The following is a 17,834-nucleotide window of genomic DNA, read 5'->3' on the forward strand; positions in this document are numbered from 1 at the left end:
GACCCAATTGTGTTGGCGCAGTGACTCGCACACATCACTGTTACCCAAAGTGATTTTCCCCGCGTTGGAGGCAGCATGCGTGTCCGACCCTCGGGATTGGTCCGCCTGGTTGCGGCCGTCCTGATGGTTGCCGCGCTGAGCACCGACGCGCCGTCCACCGCCCGCGCGGCGCCCACGGCCGGGCCGACGCTGCCGCTGGGCCACGCCGGTCGATGGATGACGGACGCCGCCGGTCGCGCGGTCGTGCTGCACGGACTCAACCAGGTGTACAAGGTGCCGCCGTACCTGCCCTCTGCCGACGGGTTCGGCGACGACGACGCGACTTTCCTTGCCGCCAATGGTTTCAACGCGATGCGGGTGGGCGTCATCTGGGCGGCCGTGGAGCCGCAACCGGGCAGCTACGACGACAACTACCTGGCCGGAATCGCACAGACCGTCCAGACGCTGGGCGCGCACGGTGTCCTCAGCCTGCTCGACTTTCATCAGGACCTGTACAACGAGGCGTTCCAGGGCGAGGGCGCACCGGCCTGGGCCGTGGCGAACAACGGGCTGCCCAATCCCCAATTAGGCTTTCCTGCAAACTATTTCGTCAACCCGGCCGAAGAGTATGCCTGGCATGCCTTGTGGCAGAACGCACCCGCGCCGGACGGGGCCGGACTGCAGGACCACTACGCCGGCGCCCTGGCACATGTCGCCGCCTACTTTCGTGGCAACCCCAACGTGTTTGGCTACGACGTGTTGAACGAGCCGTGGCCCGGCATCGTCTGGGAACCGTGTGCCGATGTGGTTTTGGGCTGCCCACTTCTCGATGCGAGGATGACGGCCTTCTACAACCGCGTCGTGCCGGCGCTGCACGCCGCCGACCCGACCCCGCTGGCGTTCGTCGAGCCGAACACCCTGTTCGACGAGGGCATCCACACGGACCTGGGCCACGTGGCCGACCCCAATGCCGGTTTCTCGTTCCACGACTACTGCGCCGCCGAGGCCGAGCTGCACATCAACATCACGTGCCGTCTGGAAGACGGGGTCACACTGACCAACGCGAGCCTGTATTCGGATTTAAACCGCGTCCCCGCGCTGTTGACGGAGTTCGGCGCCACCAACGACGGCAAAAACCTGGCCGAGGTCATGCGCCATGCCGACCGGCATCGCATGGGGTGGCTGGAGTGGGCCTACACCGGCAACGACAAGACGAGCTCGTCACCCACGGAGCAAGCCCTCGTCTACGACCCCAGCCAGCCGCCGGTCGGCGGGAACGTCAACACGGCCAAACTGGCTGTACTGGCCGCGCCGTATCCGCAGGTGGTCGGCGGCACGCCCAGGTACTGGTCGTTCTGGTCGGGCACGTTTCGGCTCTGCTATTCGACCGAGCGGCCTGATCACCAGGGCCGATTCGGCCCCGGCACCCAGACGGTGGTCTCGGTGCCGCCGATCGAGTACCCGAACGGCTACCAGGTGACCGTCCGGGGCGGGCAGGTCGCGTCGGCGCCCGGAACGCCTCAGCTGATCGTCGTGGGCGATGGCAGCTCCGACACCGTCGACGTCACGGTGACGCCGGGCTAGCCACCGGCGAGCGCAGGGCTAGCCCGGCGAGGCTAGCCACCGGCGAGCGTGCGTGTACGTACGGTGGCGCGCCGCAAAACATGTACAACTGCGCACGCTCGGAGGCTGACGGCGCAGGCGGCCGCGGCGGTCACCAGGGTGGCTCGCCCTAGGTACTCAGGTACCGCCGCAACGTCTCCACCGCTTCGGTAATCCGCTTGACGGCCACCCGCTCGTCGCTGCGGTGCGCCAAATTCGGATCGCCCGGTCCATAGTTGACCGCCGGGATCCCGCGGGCGGCAAAGCGCGATACGTCCGTCCAGCCGTATTTGGCGCGGACCTGCCCGCCGGCGGCCTCAACCAGAGCCTTGGCGACGGGGGCCGACAGCCCGGGCAGCGCTCCCGCCGCGGCATCGGCCTGCTCAATCGACACGTCCAGCCCGTCGAACACCTCGTGCACGTGTTGCAGCGCCGCATCCGGCGACCGGTCCGGCGCAAAGCGGTAATTCACCGTCACCGAGGCCGCGTCGGGAATCACGTTGCCAGCGACGCCACCATCCACGCGCACCGCCGACAAACCCTCGCGGTACTCACACCCGTCGATGTCGACGCGGCGAGCCTGATATCGGGCGAGCCGGTCCAGCACGGCACCCAGCTTGTGAATTGCGTTGTCGCCCAACCAGGATCGCGCCGAATGCGCCCGTGTTCCAGAAGCGCTGACCAGCACCCGCAACGTGCCCTGACAGCCGGCCTCGATGAAGCCGGCGGTCGGCTCGCCCAGAATGGCGACATCGGCCACCAGCCAGTCTGGGAGCTCGCGCTCGATGCGCCCCAAACCGTTTGCCGCCGAATCGATTTCCTCGCAGTCATAGAAGACCAGCGTCAGGTCGTGTGCCGGTTCGGCGACCGTCGCCGCCAGGTGCAGGAAGACGGCGTCGCCGGCCTTCATGTCCGAGGTGCCGCAGCCGTACAACTCGTCGCCCGCACGGCGGCTGGGCAGGTTGCCGGCCGCCGGCACGGTGTCCAAATGCCCGGCCAGCAGCACCCGCGTCGGCCGGCGCAACTGAGTGCGCGCCAACACGGCGTTGCCGTTGCGAACGATCTCGAATCCCGACGTCTGGGCGCGCAGCGCGGTCTCCACCTCGCTCGCGATGCGGCCCTCGGCACGCGACTCGCTGGGGATGTCGACCAGCGCGGCGGTCAGCTCGATCGGATCCGCACGCAAGTCCAGCACCGCTCCATTGTGCCCAGCAGACGCAAAAGCACCATTCTGGTCGGCGCGTCGGGGGCTTTTGTGTCTGTTCGGCGGCACAAGTAACCTGACCGCCGTGACTGGAGCAGGCGCGGCAGGCGTTGGGTTGGCGACTATCGCCTCCGACGGATCGATCCTCGACACGTGGTTTCCCGCACCGGAACTGACCGACTCGGGCAAAACCCTCACATCGCGACTGGCGATGTCCGACGTCCCCCCCGAACTGTCGGCTCTGATCGGACGCGACGACGACCGCGGCACCGAGACCATCGCGGTACGCACGGTCATCGGCTCGCTGGACGATGTCGCCGCCGACGCGCACGACGCCTACCTACGCTTGCATTTGCTCTCGCATCGCTTGGTGGCGCCGCACGGACTGAACGCCGGCGGCTTGTTCGGGGTATTGACCAATGTGATCTGGACTAATCGCGGGCCCTGCGCCATCGAAGGTTTCGAGGCGGTCCGCGCCCGTCTGCGCCGGCATGGCCCGGTGACCGTATATGGCGTCGACAAGTTCCCGCGAATGGTCGACTACGTCCTGCCGACCGGGGTCCGCATCGCCGACGCCGACCGGGTGCGGCTGGGTGCCCACCTCGCGCCGGGCACCACCGTCATGCACGAGGGTTTCGTCAACTACAACGCCGGCACCCTGGGCGCGTCGATGGTCGAAGGCCGCATCTCCGCCGGCGTGGTGGTCGGCGACGGCTCCGACGTCGGTGGTGGGGCATCGATCATGGGAACGCTGTCCGGCGGTGGGACGGAGATCGTTTCGATCGGCAAGCGGTGTCTGCTGGGGGCCAACGCCGGGTTGGGCATCTCGCTGGGCGACGACTGTGTGGTCGAGGCCGGCCTGTATGTCACCGCGGGCACAAAGGTCAGCATGCCCGACGGCAGGTCGGTCAAGGCGCGCGAACTCTCCGGCGCCAACAACCTTCTGTTCCGGCGCAATTCGCTGACCGGGGCGGTCGAGGTGGCATCCCGCGACGGCCGGGGCATCGTGCTTAACGAGGAACTGCACGCCAACTAGCGAGCGCCGATCGCAGTGCCGTAGGTCTCGGGCAGCAGGTACGTGCACACCAGGCTGACCGCCACCAGGCTCGCCAGCATCAGGCTGACCGCCCAGACGCCGTAGGTCGCCAGCAGGGTGCCGGCGATCATCGGCGGCACGGCGCCGCCGGCGATGCCGCCGAGGTTGACCGCCAGCGCCGAGCCGGTGTAGCGGTATCGGGTGGCGAACAGTTCCGGGATAAACGACGCCGTGGGCCCCGAACCGATCCCGACGACGGCGTAGACGCCGACGATCGCCACCGCGTACCCGACGGGGTGCCCGGTGCCGATCAACGGCATCACCAGCATCGACCACGGCAGACACGCGGCAAACCCGATCAACATCATCCGGCGCCGCCCGACCCGGTCGCACAGCGTGGCCGAGGTCGCGACGGACGCGACGCTTGCCAGCCCGCCCAGCACACCGATGGACAAGATGAAGTTGCGCGAATATCCGAGGTGATGATGCGCGTAGCCGGGCAGGAAGGTGCTGGCCATGTACACGAGCCCGAAGCAGGTCAAGACGCTCCCGGCGGCCAGGACGACTTCGCGGCGCTGTAGACGCAGCACCTCGGACACCGGCGCGTCGGGCACCAGGTTGCGGGCCCTTTCCGCGGCGAAAACCGGAGTTTCTTCGATGTTGAGCCGCACGTAGAGGGCGATCACGATCAGCGCGGCGCTGATCAGGAAAGGAACGCGCCAGCCCCACTCCATGAAGGCGGGGCTGCTCTCCCCGATCGTCCAGTTCACGCCCAGGAAGGTCAGGCCACACAGCATCGTCGCCGTGCCGCCGCCGATGAGGGTGAACATGCCGAACCGGCCGCGCTTGCCGGGCGGTGCGGATTCGGCACTCAGCAGCGCTGACCCGGCCCATTCGCCGCCGACGGCAAACCCTTGCAGCAGCCGCAGCGCGGTCAGCAGCACCGGCGCAATCGCGCCGACGGCCGCGGTGGTGGGGACCAGGCCCACGCACACGGTGGAAAAGGCCATGATCAGCAATGTCGCGATCAGAGTCTTCTTGCGGCCCAGCCGGTCCCCGTAATACCCGAAGACTGCCGCGCCCACCGGGCGGGCCACAAACGCTGCGGCGAAGGTCCCCATCGAGGCGATGGTGGCTATCCCAGGGCCGAGGTGCGGAAAGAACACGGCGGGAAACACCAGCGCGGCGGCGGTGCCGTAGATGAGGAAGTCGTAGAACTCGATCGCCGAGCCGACGTAACAGGCCAGCGCCACCCGCCTCATCGGGGTGGGCGTGGGCTCAGCTTCCCGCGTTACCAGGGAGCCAGCTGGGCGCTGCTGCGTCGACACGATGACGAGGGTAGGTGAAGGTGCGCGGTACCGCTCGTCAGAAACGCTGGCGCCCCCCGGTTTCGCGAGCGTGCGTGTTTGCACAGTGACACGCCGCTTACCGTGGCATTCTGCGCACGCTCGCGACCGAAAAACTAGGCCTCGGACAGTAACTGCTTCTTGAGGACCTTGCCCATCGCGTTGCGTGGCAGCGCGTCCACGACCCGCACCTCGCGCGGTCGCTTGTGCACCGAAAGCTGTTGAGCGACATACTGAATCAGATCATCCGGATCGGCCGAGCCGACCACGAAGGCGACGATCCGTTGGCCCAGATCCTGATCGGGCAGCCCGACGACGGCCACCTCGTCCACGCCGGGATGCCCCAGCAGCGCCGTCTCGATTTCGCCCGCGCCGATCCGGTATCCGCCGGACTTGATCAGGTCGACGGACTCGCGCCCGACGATGCGATGCATCCCGGTACCGTCGACGACCGCGACGTCGCCGGTGCGGTACCACCCGTCGGTGGTGAACGCCTCGGCGGTTGCCTCCGGCCAGTTCAGGTAGCCGTCGAAGAGCATCGGGCCCCGAACGTGAAGTTTCCCAACGGTTTCAGCGTCGTGCGCGACGTCGTCGCCGGCGTCGTCGACGAGTCTGGTCTGCACGCCGGCCACCGGCAGTCCCACCCAGCCGGCCCGACGCTCACCGTCGGCGCGGGTGGACAGCGTGATCAATGATTCGGTGCTGCCGTATCTTTCGACGGGCCGGTGTCCAGTGAGCCGCTCGAGCCGGTCGAACACCGGCACCGGAAGCCCGGCGCTGCCCGAGACCAGCAGCCGTGCCGGCCGAAGCGCCTCGGCCGCGGCCTGGTCGGACACCAACCGCGACCACACCGTCGGCACCCCGAAATACAGTGTTCCGCCCTGGGCCGTCCCGGCCAGCGCGTAGCCGGCCGGCGTCGGTTTTCCGGTGTGCACGAAGCGATTTCCCCGTCGCAGCGACCCGAGCAGACCCAGCACCAGCCCGTGCACGTGGAACAGCGGTAGCCCGTGCACCAGCACGTCATCGGCGGTCCACTGCCAGGCTTCGGCCAGCGCGTCGAGGTCGGCGGCGATTGCTTGCCGGCTCAGCTGTACGCCTTTGGGCAGGCCGGTGGTGCCCGAGGTGTAGATCACCATGGCCGGGACCTCCGGTGGCGGCTCGGCGTACCGGTGCCAGGACCGGGCGTGCAACCGAACGGGGATGTGCGGCAGCCCTTCCGCCTCATCGGGGACGGGTCCGAGCCAGGCCTGCACTCCCGAATCGGTGAGCATGTGCCGGCGTTCGGCGACGCCGACGTCGGCGGGCACTGGGACGAAGGGCACGCCGGCGATCAGGCAGCCCGTGATCGCGAGCACCGTCGCCGCCGTCGGCGTCGCCAGCACGGCGACACGGCGCGCGCCGGCGACCCGCTCGGCCACCGATGTCGCGGCGCCCACGAGGTCGCTGCGGCTTAGCGTCACGCCGTCGATGCGCACCGCGTCGGCGATGTCTTCGGCGGTCGCGGCCGACGGATTCAGCGAGGCCAGCAGCACGTCAGCCCCGCTCGTCCCAAATCTTCGTCAAGGTGGACAGGATCTCCTCGCCGCGGCCCAGCCCGGCGAGATGACTCTCCTGCGGCAGGCGGGACAGCTCGGCGTCCGGCAGCCGGGAGACCACGTGCTCGCCGTGGGCGAACGGGATGATGTGGTCGTGATCGCCGTGCCACCAGCGGACCGGGACCTTCACCTCGTCGAGCCGGAATCCCCAGTCGCGGGCGAACAGCATGATGTCGTTGAACGGCGCGGCCAGCTGCTTGCGGCTGCCGTTGAGGAGATCGTCCAAGAACATCGCCTTGAACTCGGGACGGGTCAGCAGATGCCGGTCGGCTTGCGGCGAGATCGCGGCGTATGCGTACAGCGCGAGAGACGCAACCGGCCGAATCGACTGAACCAGCATGCTCGCGCCGATGCGCAGCGGGTTGCCCCCGAACTTCAGCAGCGGCGCGACCCGCAGGCCGAGGTTCATCGCTCCGCCGCTGATCGCGTCGGGACCTTGCGTCGGCGCCACGCCGCCAAGCACCCCGACCGTCGCCACCCGATCGGGCAACCGCGCCGCACACGCCAGGGCGTACGGACCGCCGCCGGACAGGCCGATGACCGCCATCCTGTCGATCCCGAGGGTCTCCGCGACGCTACGCAGATCGTCGGCGAAGGCGAGGATGTTCTCGTACCGATGCGGGGTCGACGAGCCGATTCCCGGCCTGTCCAGACCGATCAGACGGATGTTGTGCTCTTGGGCGTAGACCCTGGCCTCCGTCGGGATCTGGCGGCGGGCGCCGGGTGTGCCGTGCAGCCAGACGAACGCGCGCCCCTGCGGGGCACCGAACTCGGCGAAGCCGATCTGGCGGTCTTCACCGACGGCGATGTTTCCTTCAAGCTTCGGACGGGCAATCGCGAGGACCATGTCCAGCAGCTTCGCATGTCGACCGCAGCCCCGCGAGGGGTCCCGTCATGCGGGAACCCCGATGGCCATTGGCTCCATGTACTGGTGCACGCCACCGATTCCGCCACCCTCACGACCCAGCCCGCTCAGTTTGAATCCACCGAACGGCGCGGCGCCGGGACCGCAACCGTTGACGGCGATCTGGCCGGTGCGGATGCGACGAGCGACACCGACCGCCCGGTCCACGTCGCCGCCCCATACCGCGCCGGAAAGCCCGTAGCGGGAGTTGTTCGCGATCGCGACCGCGTCGTCGTCGTCCCGGTACCGCAGCACTGTCAACACCGGCCCGAACACTTCCTCTTGCGCGATGGTCGAATTCGGTTCGGCGTCGGTGAGAATCGTTGGTTCGAAGTAGAACCCGACATCCAGCCCGGCCGGACGGCCGCCACCGGTCACCACCTTGGCCCCGTCGTCGACCGCCCCGGCGACATGACCCTCGACCCGCTCGCGCTGCGCCGCGCTGATCAGCGGGCCCATCTGTACCTCGGGATCGGTGGGGTCTCCGACCTTCACGGCGCGGGCCAGCGCGGCGAGCCGATCAACGACGTCGTCGTGCAACGAATCGGGCAGAAGCAGCCGGCTGTGCAGGATGCAGGCCTGTCCGGCGTGCAGCGAGCAGCAGTCGAACAGCATCTGCTCGAGCATCGCGTCGGTGACCTCGGTGTCGTCCAGGACGATGCTGGCCGACTTGCCGCCCAGCTCCAGCAGGACCCGCTTCATGGTGTCCCCCGCGGCGGACATGACCTGGCGACCGACGACCGAGCTGCCGGTAAAGCTCACCATGTCGATCCGCGGATCGGTGGTGAGCAGCTTGGCCGCCTCGACCCCCGACGGCGTGACGACGTTGACCACTCCCGCCGGGATGTCGGTGTGCTCGTCGATGATCCGCGCGAGCGCCAGCCCTGCCAGCGGCGTCAGCGGCGACGGCTTGAGCACGACGGTGTTGCCGGCGGCCAGCGCGTGATTGAGCTTCATGACGTTGAGGCAGTGCGGGAAGTTCCACGGCGTCAGGATTGACACGACACCCAGCGGCTCGTGCCGCAGCAGCGTGGTTCCGGCACCGATTCCGGTGACCGCTTCGTCGGCCAACTGCGTGGCGAGCTGGGCGGCGTGCATGGACAGGAACGCCGCCCCGTCGACCTGCATCACCCGCTCATTGGCGATGCAGCCCCACTCCACCTGGGACAGTGCGAAGAAGTCGTCTGCATGCCTCATCAGGGCTTCGCCAAGCTGGTTGAGGCACTCGCCGCGCTGCTGCGGGCTCGTCCCCGCCCAGGGCCCGCTGTCGAAAGCCTGCCGGGCGGCCCCAACCGCCGCGCCGACCTGGGCGAGGCTCGCGTCGGGCGCCGCGGCGATGGCCTCCTCGGTGGACGGAGAGACGTCGTCGTAGCGCCCGTCCTCCGGTTGGACCCACTTTCCGTCGATGTAGAGCTGGTAGGTGTCTATGAGGGCTTGTGCAGGTTGCGCATTGGCCATGTGGCTTCCTCATCGAGGTCGGTCATCTAATCACCTGGTGTACACCCGCTGGACTCCAGCGTCAATCATCGAAGACCCAATTCCGCGCTATTTCAATATGTTGTCGTCGTATTGACAGCGCGCGCCGGCGCGGAGTAAGTACATTGAGCAGGACAGATTGCGCTACTCTGTCGGATAGCGAGGCTGGCCTTGAAGACCGATCTTCCGCTGCACTCGCCCGATCTCCCGCTGCACTCGCCCAACCTTCGAAAAACAGCTGCAGGAAAGGCAGGGTAAGTGACCGACGCAGAGTTCCAGAGCAAGCTGCGCGCACTCGTCGACCAGCCCACCGGAGGCACCGGAAAGCCCTCGGTGGCACCGGATCCGGTCAACCAGCCGATGATTCGACACTGGGCGTATGCGCTCGCCGACATGAACCCCGTCTACATCGACCCGGAGTTCGCGGCCACGTCGCGGTTCGGCGGCATCGTCTCGCCACCGGTCATGTTGCAAACCTGGACCATGCCCTCGCCCAAACTGGAGGGCATCGGGGACCGAGGCGGCGCTCCCATCGAAATCAAAAGCAACCCAACGGCATTCCTCGACGAGGCCGGCTACACGAGCACCGTGGCGACCAATTCGGAGTTCGAGATCGAACGCTATCCCCACCTGGGCGACCTGATCAGCGCGACGACGGCCTACGAGTCGGTCTCCGACGAGAAGAAGACCGCGCTAGGCACCGGCTACTTTCTTACCTGGCTGACCACCTACACCAACCAGGACGGCGAAGTGCTGGGGCGACAACGATTCCGGGTGCTGCGGTTCAGGCCGGAACGCTGATGGCGACCCGGATGGCGCCGGCGATCAGTCCGGACACCGAATTCTTCTGGAATGGGTTGCGCGAGAACACGCTTCTGATCCAGCGCTGTGGCGGCTGTGGGACGCTGCGCCACCCGCCGCGCCCGATGTGCCCCCAGTGCCGGTCCCTGGACTGGGCAGCAATCGAGTCATCGGGCCGCGGCAGCGTGTACAGCTACGTGCTGCCGCACCAGCCCCGATTCCCGTTCTTCGACTACCCCTACATCGTGGTGCTGGTCGCGCTCGACGAGGGTGTGCGGCTGGTGTCCAATCTGATCGACGTCGATCCTGCCGACGTCACGGTGGGGATGCCGGTCGAGATCTGCTACCAGACCTTTGACGGGGCCAACGGGGACCTGGTGCTACATCAGTTCCGTCCGAGCGCCTAGGTAACACCACAATGGCTTCCTCCTTCGCCGAAGAGCAAGAGAGCACGACGAACCGCGAACCGCATGCCGATGTGTTCCTTGACAGCGCGCTGGTTTCAGATCGTGACAGGCTCGCCGGGTCGATCGAGCCGCTGTACACCCGGTCCCTGGTCGCCCTGAGCGCGATCCAGCTCGACGTCGCCGAGCGCGCACCACCTATCCCCTGCATCGTTATTGTCGGCCAAGCACAACGAAGCCGCCCTCGGCCCGGCTTCCAGCAGCTGGCCCGTACCGGCAGCACATATTCGGAAGGACTTCCATGACCACCACCGCCAGCCGAACCACAACGTTGCAATGGCAGGACATCTCGGTCGGCGACGAGGTAACGCCACTCGAGATCCCTATCACCACAACGATGATCGTCGCCGGCGCGATCGCGTCCCGGGACTTCATGCCGGTGCACCACGACCACGAGTACGCAAAGAAACAGGGTTCGCCCAATCTGTTCATGAACATCCTGACCACCAACGGTTACTGCGTGCGGTTCCTCACCGACTGGGCAGGACCGGAGGCGATGGTCAAGAATTTATCGATTCGCCTTGGCGCGCCGTGCTTTCCGGATGATCCCCTACGCTTCACCGGCAGCGTGACCGGGAAGACGGAGGGCGCCAACGGCGAGAACTTTATCGAGGTCACGTTCAAGGGTTCCAACAGCCTCGGCGATCACGTCTCCGGCACCGCGATTCTCAGCCTGCTCGACGGGGCCGTCGAAAGGACCAGAGCATGAGCAGTTCGCTGCCGGGCGCTACGGCCATCGCTGGGATCGGGCAGACCGAGTTCTCCAAGGAATCCGGCCGCAGCGAACTGCAATTGGCGTGCGAGGCGGTTAGTGCCGCACTCGACGACGCCGGCCTGGCACCCGGAGACGTCGACGGCATGGTCACGTTCACCATGGACTCCAGCGACGAGATCGACATCGCCCGTAACGTGGGCATCGGAGACCTGACCTTCTTCAGCCGCGTGCACCATGGCGGCGGCGCCGCGGCCGGCACGGTAGTGCACGCGGCCATGGCCGTCGCCACAGGCGTCGCCGACGTGGTGGTGTGCTGGCGCGCTTTCAACGAGCGTTCCGGCTTCCGATTCGGCGGCAGCGGGCGCACCAGCTCAGAGACCCCGCTGTTCATGGCGCACTACGCCCCGTTCGGATTGCTAACTCCCGCAGCGTGGGTCGCGTTGCACGCCCAGCGCTACATGTCGACCTACGGGGTCACCAACGTCGACTTCGGCCGCATCGCCGTCGTCGACCGTGCCCACGCCGCCACAAACCCCGACGCCTGGTTCTACGAACGCCCGATCACCCTGGAAGACCACCAGAACTCCCGGTGGATCATCGAACCGGTGCTGCGACTGCTGGATTGCTGCCAGGAAAGCGACGGCGGTGTCGCCCTGGTCGTAACGAGTGCGGCGCGCGCCCGCGATCTGCGGCAACCACCGGCGGTGATCACCGCCGCCGCGCAGGGCGCGGCCTACAACGGCGAGATGATGACCAGCTACTACCGGGATGACATCACGGGTCTGCCGGAGATGGGGGTGGTCGCCGAACGACTCTGGCGCGATTCGGGCCTCAAGCCCCAGGACATCCAGACCGCGTTCATATACGACCATTTCACGCCGTTCGTGTTCACCCAGCTCGAGGAGCTCGGCTTCTGCGGCCGTGGTGAGGCCAAGGATTTCGCCACAGTCGAGCGCCTGTCGTTGGGCGGAGACTTTCCGATCAATACCAACGGCGGCTTACTCGGCGAGGCTTACATCCACGGCATGAACGGCATCACCGAAGGTGTCCGCCAAGTCCGCGGCACCTCGCACAACCAGGTCGACAACGTCGAGCACGTCCTCGTCACCTCGGGCACCGGGGTGCCCACCAGTGGACTGATCCTCGAACCGGCCGGCTGAGACCACCATGCCCACGCTCGCACTGCTGACCGCGATCGATTCAGCGAAAAAACCATTGGTAATCAGTGATCGCGTTGCCACGCCGCACTTTTGGTTCCGCGGTTTGGTACCCCGAGGCGCGTTGGTGTCCTGATGACCCAGTCTTCGTTGACCCAGACCACCGAGACCCGCGATCTCATCATCAAGGCCGCGTACGCCTGTTTCGCCAAACACGGCATGCTGAAGGCGACGATCGTCGACATCGCCAAGATGGCCAACGTGTCGCGCAGCACCATTTACGAGTACTTCCGCGACAAGGCGGCCATCGTCGAGGCTTGTGCCGAGCACGCGTCGGAACGGTTCTATCGCGATATGTCGACGGCCATGGCCCAGGGCGACTCGCTAGAGGAAAAGCTCAGTAGTGCAGCGGTATTCGTGGCACAGGCGCGGCGGGCCATCGCTTCGGAGAAGTACTTCGACGAAGAGGCGATCAGCCTGCTACTCACCAAGGACGCCGCCGTGCTATTGCGCGAATGCGTCGAGTTCCTAGCGCCTTACCTCAACGCGGCCAAGCTCACCGGCGAAGTGCGCAAGGACCTCGACGCCGAAGGCGCCGGCGAATGGTTCGCCCGAATCCTGTTCTCGCTGTTCAGCACTCCGTCGTCGACGCTGGATATGGATGATCCCGACGCCGTCGCCGATTTCGTGCGCGCCCACGTCGTACGCGGCTTTACCAGCGATCGCCCCCGGACCCGGCGTGCGTAGGACTCGACTTCCAGCGCCTGTCTACCGGTATCCACTGGTGGTCGAAGTCGTCTGCGGCTGCTGCCTTTCCGTCGAATCCGACCGTGGTTACTGATCACTCCGCGGCGGGGTAGCTGGCGTTCTGCAGGAGCAGAAGAAATCGTTGATAGTTGCTGACCTTTTCTTGTAGCGAGCGCAACACCTGGAACCAGTAGGCATCAGCGCCCCGACCGAACCGCAGCCCCGAACCGACCAGCGTGCTCCCGAAGCTGATGTCAGTGAGAAACATCGCACGCGCCCAATCCAGGTCGGACAACGGCTCCTTGTTTTCTATCGATGATGTGAGCCGGTTGATGAGCTGGAACCAATCATGCTTGGTTGACCAGCCCAATACGGGGCACAGCAGCCGATAGGTGTGCTGGGCTGTACCCGCGTATTCGTTGAGTGCGAGCACTATGAGCTTCCGTTCTTCGTCGGTCAGTTCAATCGCGACTAGCTCAGGTTCGGTCATAGACTCTCCTCACGAGATGTCGGGCCAACTGTAATCATCGGCCACTGGCTGAAGGGTTTCCAATGATCGCGTTCTAGTCAGGGGGCTCGCCTAGCAGTGGCGTGTGATGTTGGTGCGGTATATGGATGGGATGTGGCCCCGTCGCGGGGGCGTCCCATGGAGTGCCGATGCCAAAGGGGAGACGCGGCATCGGCTGACCGCCTTCACTGATGCCCGGCGAAAGCCGACCTGGCGGCAACACCTCGACCGGCGCATCAGGCGGTACGGGCTCTCTTACTGCGGGCGGCCCAAGCCGTGGCCCTGCGGGGGCTGGAATAGGTTCGTCGGCAAGCTGACTGGGCTGGAACGATTTGACAGTTCCTCCGAATTTTCCGTCTACATAATTGGGTTTTTCCTGCCTATCGGGTTTGAACACTGTGCCGCAATCGGCCCCATTCGGATCGCGCACAATAAGCACATTGTCTCGGGGATCGTAGATAACTGGAGCGCCGTCACTACTGCTGGGCCCGAGCCGCAGGCCTTCTGGGCTTTCGATCGATGCTTTCATCTTGTCGTAAATCAGCTGGGCAAGTTGGTCTTTGGTCATGCCGGGGAAGTCGCTCATGTGCCCTTCGGGCCCGCTGGCGTGCCCGTACGCGATCTTTTGAGCAGCCCGCATGAGCGGATCGCTGCTCCAACCCCCCGGCGGTGGAACGGGTTCAGGATTCGGCGCGTCTTTGAAGGTGTGATTGTCGACGAGGCGGATCCCACCAGTCCCCTCCGAAAACGAAAGGGAATCAATGCCTTCGGTGGCGGCTGCAACTTGCACCGCGATTCGCTGGTCAGCCGCAACAAGAGTGGCCACCCGATGCTGGATAAAACCCGCATGCTGAAGCGCCTGGGCACGCCGGGCCGCGCGGAACTCTGCCGAACCACCGTGTATGCGGTCGGTCACCGCGTAATGTTCGCCGACGTCAAATCCCTCCGCCCGGGCGTCGGTGACCGCGTCCATCGCGAGCTCCTTGCAGGCCTGCAGCTGCTCTCCTGCTCGGCGCGCTATCGCCGCAGCCTCGTGCAACTGGTACGACACCGCACGGACCTTCACCATGTCACCGTAGGCTCTTTGCTGGGCTTTGGCCGCCGCCACACCCGTCCATGAAGTGACGCCGTGCGACGAGAGTCGGCCATGGATCTGCGTGAACGCCTCTTCCCACAGATCAGCAGTGTGTGCCCAATCGCGGGCCGCCGCAATCAGATACGTGACGTCTAACCCCCGGACTTGCGACAACGTCGGCAATGTTGCGGTCGTCACCTAACACGTCCGCAACTGAGCCGACGAACCTGCCTCGTTCTCGGCGTAACCATTGGCCGCCGAAAAAAGATCACTGACCGTCGCGCGCGTGCGCGCCGCGCATCTAGCGCTCGCGGCGGCCACTTGCACCTGAGCGTCGTTGACGGCCGCGCCGCTACTCAACCACGACACGTCCGGGCACGGAATGGGTGCGCCGTTGTCCGCCAGCATCTCGGCCAACGACTCGCAACACCCAGCCAGCGCGCGCAAGCCGCTGACCTGCAGTTCGGTAACGGTCCCCGGCAGCCCCACACGCAGAGCGTAGAACCGAGGACCGTCGGGCACACTTCACTCCCGACTTTGACTCTGCGCTGAGGGCGGGTCTTACTCGATAAAGCCCACCCTCAGCGCAGAGTCAAAAACCCTAAGCGCAGGATCAATGCGACAGCGCCCGCAAGAAGAACGTCAGGTTGGCTGGTCGCTCGGCCAGTCGCCGCATGAAGTATCCGTACCACTGCGATCCGAAGGGAACATACACGCGCACCGGGTTGCCCGTGCCGGCCAGCCGCCGCTGCTCGTCGTCGCGAATGCCATACAACATCTGGTATTCGAAATCGGCAGCACTGCGCCCTGATTCAAGCACCATACCGGGAACAGCCTCGATCACGTCCGGATCATGGGAAGCCACCATCGGATAACCGCATCCACCCATCAGCACTCGAAGGCAGCGCAGATAGGAATCGGTGACTTCGGCGCGGCCTCGGTAGGCCACCGACGCCGGCTCGTCATACGCGCCCTTACACAACCGAACTCGGGCCCCGGCGACCGCCAGGTCCTGGCAGTCACCCAGGGTGCGTCGCAGGTAGGCCTGCAAAACCGTGCCTAGCCAGTCGAAGTCGACCCGAAGCTCGGCCGAGAGCGACAATGTCGAATCGGTGGTGGTGTGGTCCTCGGCGTCCACGGTGACCCAGGCGCCGACCTGCTGGGCCCGCTCGCAAATGGTTCGCGCGTTGTCCAGCGCGATCTTTTCGCCGTCGCGCTCCAGCCCCTGCCCCAGCGCCGAAAGTTTCAACGACACCTCGAACGGCCGCACACCGTCGGGAGTCGGGTCAGAGCCCAACGCATCAAGCAACTCGAGATACGCCCGCGCCGTAGCGTTGGCACCTTCGGCATCGGTGACGTTTTCACCCAGATAGTCGACGCTGACATAACGTCCGGAATCCCGCAGCGCACCAACGATATCCAGCACGCTGTCCAGGGTGTCCCCGGGAACGAACCGGCGCACCACCCGGCGGGTCACCGAGGAGTGTTCGACCGCGCGGCGCAGCCCGTCGGCCCGACTCGCCGCCAGCATGGCCGGGCGCACGGTGTGGGCGAACAGTCCGGCCATCAATCCGCCATCATGTGCGGGTAGGTGTGGTCGACGGCCGGAACGAACGTCTCCTTGATGGTGCGAGCCGACGTCCAGCGCAAAAGATTCAGCGGCGATCCCGCTTTGTCGTTGGTGCCCGACCCGCGCGAACCCCCGAACGGCTGGCGACCGACCACAGCACCAGTTGGTTTGTCGTTAACGTAGAAGTTTCCGGCCGCGAACCGCAGTCGCTCCTGCGCGTTCAGTACGGCCGCGCGGTCATCGGCGATCACCGCACCGGTCAACGCGTAGCGGGACCCGGCGTCAATGACATCCAGCACGGACTCGTACTGGTCGTCGGGATAGACGTGCACCGACAGCAGCGGACCGAAGTACTCGGTCGAGAACGCCTCATCGGTCGGGTCGTCGGACAGCAGAACCGTCGGGCGCACGAAATAGCCGACGCTGTCGTCGTATTCACCGCCGACCGCGATCGTGACCCCTGCGACGCCCTTGGCGCGTTCGATAGCATCGACATTCTTGACAAACGCGCGCCGGTCGATCAGCGCTCCGCCGTAGTTGGTCAGGTCAGTGATATCGCCGTAGCGCAATTCCGCCGCGTCGCCAAGGAAGTCGTCACCCATCCGCTGCCACACCGAACGCGCGACGAATGCGCGCGATGCCGCCGAGCACTTCTGCCCCTGGTAGTCGAACGCCCCGCGAATCAGGGCTGTGCGCAATACCTCCGGTCGCGCGGAAGCATGCGCGACCACGAAGTCTTTGCCGCCGGTCTCTCCCACCAATCGCGGATAGCTCTGATAGCGCTCGATACCGGTGCCCACCTGCCGCCACAGCTGCTGGAAGGTGGCCGTCGACCCGGTGAAATGAATACCGGCGAGCCGCGGATCGGCCAGGGCCACATCGGATACCGCGAGGCCGTCGCCGGTAACCATGTTGATCACCCCCGGCGGCAGCCCCGCGGCTTCGAGCAGTTGCATGAGCAGGTAGGCCGACAGCGTCTGGGTGATCGACGGCTTCCACACAACCGTGTTGCCCATCAGCGCCGGTGCGGTCGGCAGGTTGCCGGCGATCGAGGTGAAGTTGAAAGGTGTGATCGCATAAACGAAACCGTCGAGTGGGCGGTATTCGCTCCGGTTCCACTCACCCGGGCCGCTCACGGGCTGTTGCGCCAGGATCTGCCGGGCGAACGCGACGTTGAACCGCCAGAAGTCGATCAGCTCGCAAGGTGCGTCGATTTCGGCCTGGTACACCGACTTCGATTGGCCGAGCATAGTTGCGGCGGCGATCTTTTCGCGCCAGGGCCCGGCCAGTAGATCGGCGGCTCGCAAGAACACCGCTGCACGTTCATCGAAAGGCATTGCCGCCCAGGTGTTCTTGGCCGCCATTGCGGCGTCGATTGCCGCGGAGGCGTCGGCGCTCTGAGCGTTGGTCAGAGTGCCCAGCTTCGCGGAGTGCCGATGCGGTTGCACGACATCGATCGGATCGCCGTCGCCCATCCGGTGTCGGCCGTCGATGACGTGCGGCAGGTCGGTCGGATTGTCGGCAAGCTGTGCCAGTTCGGCGCGTAGCCGGGCGCGTTCGGGAGAATGTGGCGCATAGTCGTGGACCGGCTCGTTGGCAGGCACCGGAACCTGGGTGATCGCGTCCATGGAGCCAAGGATCCCCGGCACGCCGGG

The 17,834-nt window shown here is 66.0% G+C and carries 18 protein-coding genes; 8 read left to right on the forward strand and 10 right to left on the reverse strand.

What is annotated here, in order from left to right; all coding sequences use genetic code 11:
• Positions 1–75 precede the first annotated feature (75 nt).
• On the forward strand, positions 76–1,563 hold the full coding sequence (locus JO236_RS14330; protein WP_293331241.1) for a cellulase family glycosylhydrolase: 1,488 nt from the start codon (positions 76–78) through the stop codon (positions 1,561–1,563).
• Positions 1,564–1,711: 148 nt separating this feature from the next.
• On the opposite strand, the gene dapE is transcribed toward JO236_RS14330, so the two are convergent.
• Positions 1,712–2,776: a succinyl-diaminopimelate desuccinylase gene (gene dapE, locus JO236_RS14335; protein WP_293331244.1), complete on the reverse strand. Its 1,065-nt coding sequence runs from the start codon at positions 2,774–2,776 to the stop codon at positions 1,712–1,714.
• 94 nt (positions 2,777–2,870) lie between these two features.
• On the opposite strand from dapE, the gene dapD reads away from it, so the two are divergent.
• A complete protein-coding gene (gene dapD, locus JO236_RS14340; protein WP_416362242.1) occupies positions 2,871–3,821 on the forward strand; it encodes a 2,3,4,5-tetrahydropyridine-2,6-dicarboxylate N-succinyltransferase in 951 nt (316 codons plus the stop codon).
• On the opposite strand, the gene JO236_RS14345 is transcribed toward dapD, so the two are convergent.
• The 4 genes from JO236_RS14345 to JO236_RS14360 form a co-directional block, all read right to left on the reverse strand.
• Entirely contained in the window at positions 3,818–5,083 is a 1,266-nt protein-coding gene (locus JO236_RS14345) for an MFS transporter (protein ID WP_293331677.1), read from the reverse strand. The genes dapD and JO236_RS14345 overlap by 4 nt on opposite strands.
• A gap of 200 nt (positions 5,084–5,283) precedes the next feature.
• Positions 5,284–6,699 carry an acyl-CoA synthetase gene (locus tag JO236_RS14350; RefSeq protein WP_293331247.1) on the reverse strand — a complete coding sequence of 472 codons (1,416 nt, stop codon included), beginning with the start codon at positions 6,697–6,699 and terminating at the stop codon, positions 5,284–5,286.
• Between the two features lies 1 nt (position 6,700).
• Positions 6,701–7,609 (reverse strand): alpha/beta fold hydrolase, encoded by a 909-nt coding sequence (locus JO236_RS14355; protein WP_293331250.1) that lies wholly within the window; start codon positions 7,607–7,609, stop codon positions 6,701–6,703.
• Between the two features lie 45 nt (positions 7,610–7,654).
• Complete coding sequence (locus JO236_RS14360; protein ID WP_293331253.1) at positions 7,655–9,124, reverse strand: aldehyde dehydrogenase family protein; 1,470 nt, start codon at positions 9,122–9,124, stop codon at positions 7,655–7,657.
• A 276-nt stretch (positions 9,125–9,400) separates the two neighbouring features.
• Between JO236_RS14360 and JO236_RS14365 the strand changes: the two genes are divergently transcribed.
• The 6 genes from JO236_RS14365 to JO236_RS14390 all read left to right on the forward strand — a co-directional run bounded on the left by JO236_RS14365 (position 9,401) and on the right by JO236_RS14390 (position 13,026).
• Positions 9,401–9,943 (forward strand): FAS1-like dehydratase domain-containing protein, encoded by a 543-nt coding sequence (locus tag JO236_RS14365; RefSeq protein ID WP_293331256.1) that lies wholly within the window; start codon positions 9,401–9,403, stop codon positions 9,941–9,943.
• A complete protein-coding gene (locus tag JO236_RS14370; protein WP_293331259.1) occupies positions 9,943–10,350 on the forward strand; it encodes a Zn-ribbon domain-containing OB-fold protein in 408 nt (135 codons plus the stop codon). The genes JO236_RS14365 and JO236_RS14370 overlap by 1 nt, the downstream gene beginning before the upstream one ends.
• A gap of 11 nt (positions 10,351–10,361) precedes the next feature.
• On the forward strand, positions 10,362–10,652 hold the full coding sequence (locus JO236_RS14375; RefSeq protein WP_293331262.1) for a hypothetical protein: 291 nt from the start codon (positions 10,362–10,364) through the stop codon (positions 10,650–10,652).
• On the forward strand, positions 10,649–11,116 hold the full coding sequence (locus tag JO236_RS14380; protein ID WP_293331265.1) for a MaoC family dehydratase: 468 nt from the start codon (positions 10,649–10,651) through the stop codon (positions 11,114–11,116). The genes JO236_RS14375 and JO236_RS14380 overlap by 4 nt, the downstream gene beginning before the upstream one ends.
• On the forward strand, positions 11,113–12,282 hold the full coding sequence (locus tag JO236_RS14385; RefSeq protein WP_293331268.1) for a lipid-transfer protein: 1,170 nt from the start codon (positions 11,113–11,115) through the stop codon (positions 12,280–12,282). Before JO236_RS14380 ends, JO236_RS14385 begins: the two co-directional genes overlap by 4 nt.
• A 132-nt stretch (positions 12,283–12,414) precedes the next feature.
• Positions 12,415–13,026: a TetR/AcrR family transcriptional regulator gene (locus tag JO236_RS14390; protein WP_293331271.1), complete on the forward strand. Its 612-nt coding sequence runs from the start codon at positions 12,415–12,417 to the stop codon at positions 13,024–13,026.
• A 94-nt stretch (positions 13,027–13,120) separates the two neighbouring features.
• On the opposite strand, the gene JO236_RS14395 is transcribed toward JO236_RS14390, so the two are convergent.
• From JO236_RS14395 to pruA, 5 genes are all read right to left on the reverse strand, one after another.
• Positions 13,121–13,516: a hypothetical protein gene (locus JO236_RS14395; RefSeq protein ID WP_293331274.1), complete on the reverse strand. Its 396-nt coding sequence runs from the start codon at positions 13,514–13,516 to the stop codon at positions 13,121–13,123.
• Positions 13,517–13,589: 73 nt separating this feature from the next.
• Complete coding sequence (locus JO236_RS14400; RefSeq protein ID WP_293331277.1) at positions 13,590–14,807, reverse strand: hypothetical protein; 1,218 nt, start codon at positions 14,805–14,807, stop codon at positions 13,590–13,592.
• The gene (locus JO236_RS14405) at positions 14,808–15,098 is read right to left on the reverse strand and encodes a hypothetical protein (protein WP_293331280.1); all 291 of its coding nucleotides are present in this window, start codon (positions 15,096–15,098) and stop codon (positions 14,808–14,810) included.
• A gap of 124 nt (positions 15,099–15,222) precedes the next feature.
• A complete protein-coding gene (locus JO236_RS14410) occupies positions 15,223–16,176 on the reverse strand; it encodes a proline dehydrogenase family protein (protein WP_293331283.1) in 954 nt (317 codons plus the stop codon).
• The gene (gene pruA, locus JO236_RS14415) at positions 16,176–17,807 is read right to left on the reverse strand and encodes an L-glutamate gamma-semialdehyde dehydrogenase (RefSeq protein WP_293331286.1); all 1,632 of its coding nucleotides are present in this window, start codon (positions 17,805–17,807) and stop codon (positions 16,176–16,178) included. The genes JO236_RS14410 and pruA overlap by 1 nt, the downstream gene beginning before the upstream one ends.
• Positions 17,808–17,834 lie beyond the last annotated feature (27 nt).

Origin of the sequence: Mycobacterium sp. (genome assembly GCF_019247635.1) — a bacterium.
GTDB lineage: Bacteria > Actinomycetota > Actinomycetes > Mycobacteriales > Mycobacteriaceae > Mycobacterium.

Excerpts from the sequence above, each read along its gene's own strand:
- JO236_RS14375 (WP_293331262.1), top strand. The coding sequence starts at position 10,362 with ATGGCTTCCTCCTTCGCCGAAGAGCAAGAGAGCACGACGAACCGCGAA.
- JO236_RS14390 (WP_293331271.1), top strand. The coding sequence starts at position 12,415 with ATGACCCAGTCTTCGTTGACCCAGACCACCGAGACCCGCGATCTCATC.
- JO236_RS14385 (WP_293331268.1), top strand. The coding sequence starts at position 11,113 with ATGAGCAGTTCGCTGCCGGGCGCTACGGCCATCGCTGGGATCGGGCAG.
- JO236_RS14410 (WP_293331283.1), bottom strand. The coding sequence starts at position 16,176 with ATGGCCGGACTGTTCGCCCACACCGTGCGCCCGGCCATGCTGGCGGCG.
- JO236_RS14395 (WP_293331274.1), bottom strand. The coding sequence starts at position 13,516 with ATGACCGAACCTGAGCTAGTCGCGATTGAACTGACCGACGAAGAACGG.
- JO236_RS14360 (WP_293331253.1), bottom strand. The coding sequence starts at position 9,124 with ATGGCCAATGCGCAACCTGCACAAGCCCTCATAGACACCTACCAGCTC.
- JO236_RS14345 (WP_293331677.1), bottom strand. The coding sequence starts at position 5,083 with ATGAGGCGGGTGGCGCTGGCCTGTTACGTCGGCTCGGCGATCGAGTTC.
- pruA (WP_293331286.1), bottom strand. The coding sequence starts at position 17,807 with ATGGACGCGATCACCCAGGTTCCGGTGCCTGCCAACGAGCCGGTCCAC.
- JO236_RS14330 (WP_293331241.1), top strand. The coding sequence starts at position 76 with ATGCGTGTCCGACCCTCGGGATTGGTCCGCCTGGTTGCGGCCGTCCTG.
- JO236_RS14370 (WP_293331259.1), top strand. The coding sequence starts at position 9,943 with ATGGCGACCCGGATGGCGCCGGCGATCAGTCCGGACACCGAATTCTTC.
- JO236_RS14355 (WP_293331250.1), bottom strand. The coding sequence starts at position 7,609 with ATGGTCCTCGCGATTGCCCGTCCGAAGCTTGAAGGAAACATCGCCGTC.
- JO236_RS14380 (WP_293331265.1), top strand. The coding sequence starts at position 10,649 with ATGACCACCACCGCCAGCCGAACCACAACGTTGCAATGGCAGGACATC.